Genomic DNA, 3,821 nt, shown 5'->3' with positions numbered 1-3,821 from the left:
AGGTTTTGGTGGAGCTAAGCGGGATCGAACCGCTGACCTCTTGCATGCCATGCAAGCGCTCTCCCAGCTGAGCTATAGCCCCACAGTGTTCTTTACGCACCAAACCACCTGGGTGGAGGATTTGGTGGAGCTAAGCGGGATCGAACCGCTGACCTCTTGCATGCCATGCAAGCGCTCTCCCAGCTGAGCTATAGCCCCATCGCGTAAAGCGTGTCGTGTTGACGGGCGGCATAATATGAATTCCCTCGCCAGGTGTCAACGGCAAAATTATCAGGTCGCAATCAATCGCTGAAAAAGCAGGCAAATGAAAGACATTGCGAAACATCTCGCAGCCAGTAGTTAAACAAGTCACATTTTCACATAAAATGATGCTATAACATCAATCACTAATTACCCCTACAACCACTCTGGAAATGACATGCTCAAGGAACGAATGACCCCGGAGGAGCTCGCGCAGCTTACCGGTTACAGCCGCCAGACCATCAACAAATGGGTGCGCAAAGAAGGCTGGGTCACCTCACCTAAACCCGGAGTACAAGGTGGCAAAGCCCGCCTGGTACATGTTAATGAGCAAGTCCGTGATTTTATCCGCAACGCCCAACGCACCGCCCAGGAAATAACCTTCCCTACCGTAACGGCCAAAGACCCAACTCTGGAAACACTCCTTCTGACGCTGGCCAAAGAAATGACCGTTTCAGAGCAGAAACAGCTTTCTTCATTATTACTTCGCGATGGCATCACCGGTTTGCTGTCTCGTCTTGGTATTCGTGAACAGAAATAAAATGAAACTACCTGATAAAATGACGACTGAGGAATTAGCGAATTTTCTCGGCGTGGCAAAACAGACGGTGAATCGCTGGATCCGCGAACAACAATGGTCGACGGAGAATCTGCCCGGTGTTAAAGGTGGTCGTGCGCGTCTTATCCATATCGATAAGAATGTTCGTCATTTCATTATGAAAACGCCGACCATGCGTCAACACCACGCTCCGACCGCGCTGGCTGAACCTTTTCCGCTGTACGAAGCAGAGAAACAGACTGCGGCACTGCTGAAAATTAACGGCATGCTGCAAAATATGACGCTGCACGAACAAGAACGTTTGGTTGTACTGCTGGCGCGTGAAGGAATACAGGGTTTTCTGCGCAGGCTGGGAATTACGGCGATAGAAACAGAGTAAAAAAACGGCAGGGAATCCCTGCCGTTTTCAGTTTTATGCATTGTCTTACTGCTGGCTTTCGCGTTCAGTAATAAAAGCCAGCGCTTTGTTGATACGCTCAATGCTGCGGGTTTTGCCAATCGCATGCACGGTAACATCCAGACCAGGTGACTGCCCTGCTCCGGTTACCGCAACGCGCAGCGGCATGCCTACTTTGCCCATGCCCACTTCCAGCTCATCAGCCGTGGCCTGAATTGCGTGATGCACATTTTCCGCAGTCCAGTCAGTCAGCGCAGCCAGTTTATCGCGCACCACTTCCAGCGGCTGACGCGCAACCGGGCGCAGATGTTTTTTCGCGGCATCCGCATCAAACTCGGCGAAATCTTCATAGAAGTAACGGCAGCTCGCCGCCATTTCTTTCAGCGTTTTGCAACGCTCGCCCAGCAGCTTCACCAGATCCGCCAGCTGCGGACCAGTACGGGTATCGATATTTTCCTGCTCAATATGCCACTGCAGGTGGGTCGCCACATAATCCGGCGCCAGCGTGTTGATGTAGTGATGGTTCAGCCACTGGAGTTTTTCCGTGTTGAACGCGCTTGCAGATTTGCTCACCGCACCCAGAGAAAACAGCTTGATCATCTCTTCACAGGAGAAAATCTCCTGATCGCCGCTGGACCAGCCCAGGCGCACCAGGTAGTTCAGCAGTGCTTCCGGCAGATAACCGTCGTCACGATACTGCATTACGCTCACTGCGCCATGACGTTTGGACAGTTTTTTACCGTCATCACCGTTAATCATGGAAACATGCGCGTATACCGGCACCGGCGCGTTCAGCGCTTTGAGAATGTTGATCTGACGCGGCGTGTTGTTGATATGGTCTTCACCACGGATAACATGAGTGATCTGCATATCCCAGTCATCGACAACGACACAGAAGTTATAGGTTGGCGATCCATCCGTACGGCGAATGATCAGATCGTCGAGCTCCTGGTTGCTGAACTCGATCGGCCCGCGAATCTGGTCGTCAAAAATAACGGAACCGTCCTGCGGGTTAGCAAAACGCACCACGCAAGGCTCATCAGCAGCATGTTCGCTATGATCGTGGCGGCAGCGGCCGTCGTAACGCGGTTTTTCATTATTAGCCATCTGCTCTTCACGCAGGGCTTCCAGGCGCTCTTTCGAGCAATAGCATTTATAAGCAGTGCCCGCGAGCAGCATTTCATCGATAACAGCGTTGTAGCGGTCAAAACGTTTGGTCTGGAAATACGGACCTTCGTCCCATTCCAGATTCAGCCAGTTCATGCCATCCATGATGGCTTCAATAGCTTCCGGCGTTGAGCGCTCGAGATCGGTGTCTTCAATACGCAGCACGAACTCACCATCGTGGTTACGTGCAAACAGCCAGGAGTAAAGAGCAGTACGCGCACCGCCGACGTGCAGATAGCCGGTCGGGCTTGGCGCGAAGCGAGTTTTGATTTTCATGAAAAGGCCTTACGTTTGATAAAAATGCCGACAACCGGCAAATCCTGGAAAATGGAGGTCGCAATATTCTATCACTGTTGGGTGATTCCTCAATGTTGTTGCCACAATCGCGAGCTTCTATATGTATTTTGTATAGAAATCATGCGCCCACGCTCGATTACACAGCGGTTTGTCTAATTTTACGACGAACGAACAATTTCTTTTGAAAATGCGTTGACTCATTTTCAACTCTCCCTATAATGCGACTCCACACAGCGGGGGTGATTAGCTCAGCTGGGAGAGCACCTCCCTTACAAGGAGGGGGTCGGCGGTTCGATCCCGTCATCACCCACCAACTACTTTATGTAGTCTCCGCCGTGTGATCCGATAGATTTCGCGTTGTAGCAAGGCGGCAACTGAATGAATACCCTGAGCTTAGTTAACTAAGTGACTGGAGTGAATGAAGGAAGCCAACGCAGCATACGACGTGAAAGATGAAGGATTAAAGCAAGAAATTGAGAAGTGGGTGATTAGCTCAGCTGGGAGAGCACCTCCCTTACAAGGAGGGGGTCGGCGGTTCGATCCCGTCATCACCCACCACTTTCTCGCCAGCTGGATTTCTTGCTAAAAGTAGTTTGCAATACAATGAAGTACCGAAGTGGGTGATTAGCTCAGCTGGGAGAGCACCTCCCTTACAAGGAGGGGGTCGGCGGTTCGATCCCGTCATCACCCACCACTTCGGGTCGTTAGCTCAGTTGGTAGAGCAGTTGACTTTTAATCAATTGGTCGCAGGTTCGAATCCTGCACGACCCACCAATGTAAAAAAGCGCCCTAAAGGCGCTTTTTTGCTATCTGCGATATAGAAGATTCGAACCTCAATACTTCTCTCTTTCTTTGCCTTTTCTCTCCATAATTGGTCACCAATAACAAAATTTCCATCAAATTATCGACACATCAATCAGTCAAAAACACCATATAAATAAATAAAAACCAGTCGAACAAACTAACTTATCTCATACAATAAAAACAATAAAACCAGAAAGTTACACACAGGCAGGCCTGGTAACTTTTATCCATAATTTATCCTTAATGTGTAGATATGATGTTCTGAACGCGTCACAGATCCGCGCTAGATAGTGTCGTCACGAGGATAAAAATCATTGATAATAGGGCCTTCTAATCAGAAGGCCCTATTATCATGAC

3 protein-coding genes and 6 tRNA genes are annotated in these 3,821 nt (G+C 49.8%); 6 read left to right on the top strand and 3 right to left on the bottom strand.

Features of this window, described 5'->3' with window-relative positions; genetic code table 11:
- Positions 1 to 6: 6 nt before the first annotated feature.
- A tRNA-Ala gene (locus tag ACSZPU_RS23995) sits at positions 7 to 82 on the bottom strand.
- 40 nt (positions 83 to 122) lie between these two features.
- A tRNA-Ala gene (locus ACSZPU_RS23990) sits at positions 123 to 198 on the bottom strand.
- Between the two features lie 220 nt (positions 199 to 418).
- On the opposite strand from ACSZPU_RS23990, the gene ACSZPU_RS23985 reads away from it, so the two are divergent.
- Complete coding sequence (locus ACSZPU_RS23985) at positions 419 to 781, top strand: YfeC-like transcriptional regulator (RefSeq protein ID WP_499004033.1); 363 nt, start codon at positions 419 to 421, stop codon at positions 779 to 781.
- Between the two features lies 1 nt (position 782).
- Positions 783 to 1,178 carry a YfeC-like transcriptional regulator gene (locus tag ACSZPU_RS23980; RefSeq protein ID WP_499004031.1) on the top strand — a complete coding sequence of 132 codons (396 nt, stop codon included), beginning with the start codon at positions 783 to 785 and terminating at the stop codon, positions 1,176 to 1,178.
- A gap of 45 nt (positions 1,179 to 1,223) precedes the next feature.
- Here ACSZPU_RS23980 and gltX read toward each other — a convergent pair whose 3' ends face one another.
- Positions 1,224 to 2,639, bottom strand: coding sequence for a glutamate--tRNA ligase (gltX, locus tag ACSZPU_RS23975; RefSeq protein ID WP_499004029.1), 1,416 nt, complete (start codon positions 2,637 to 2,639; stop codon positions 1,224 to 1,226).
- A gap of 258 nt (positions 2,640 to 2,897) precedes the next feature.
- On the opposite strand from gltX, the gene ACSZPU_RS23970 reads away from it, so the two are divergent.
- The 4 genes from ACSZPU_RS23970 (at position 2,898) to ACSZPU_RS23955 (ending at position 3,434) form a co-directional block, all read left to right on the top strand.
- Positions 2,898 to 2,973 (top strand) — tRNA-Val (locus ACSZPU_RS23970).
- Positions 2,974 to 3,142: 169 nt separating this feature from the next.
- Positions 3,143 to 3,218, top strand: a tRNA-Val gene (locus ACSZPU_RS23965).
- A 60-nt stretch (positions 3,219 to 3,278) separates the two neighbouring features.
- Positions 3,279 to 3,354: transfer RNA gene (locus tag ACSZPU_RS23960), tRNA-Val, on the top strand.
- Positions 3,355 to 3,358: 4 nt separating this feature from the next.
- Positions 3,359 to 3,434, top strand: a tRNA-Lys gene (locus ACSZPU_RS23955).
- The last annotated feature ends 387 nt before the right edge of the window (positions 3,435 to 3,821 follow it).

The organism is Phytobacter sp. V69, assembly GCF_965644215.1.
GTDB lineage: Bacteria > Pseudomonadota > Gammaproteobacteria > Enterobacterales > Enterobacteriaceae > Phytobacter.
The sequence above is the reverse complement of the archived record's forward strand: the minus strand, read 5'-3'. Positions and strand labels throughout refer to the sequence as shown.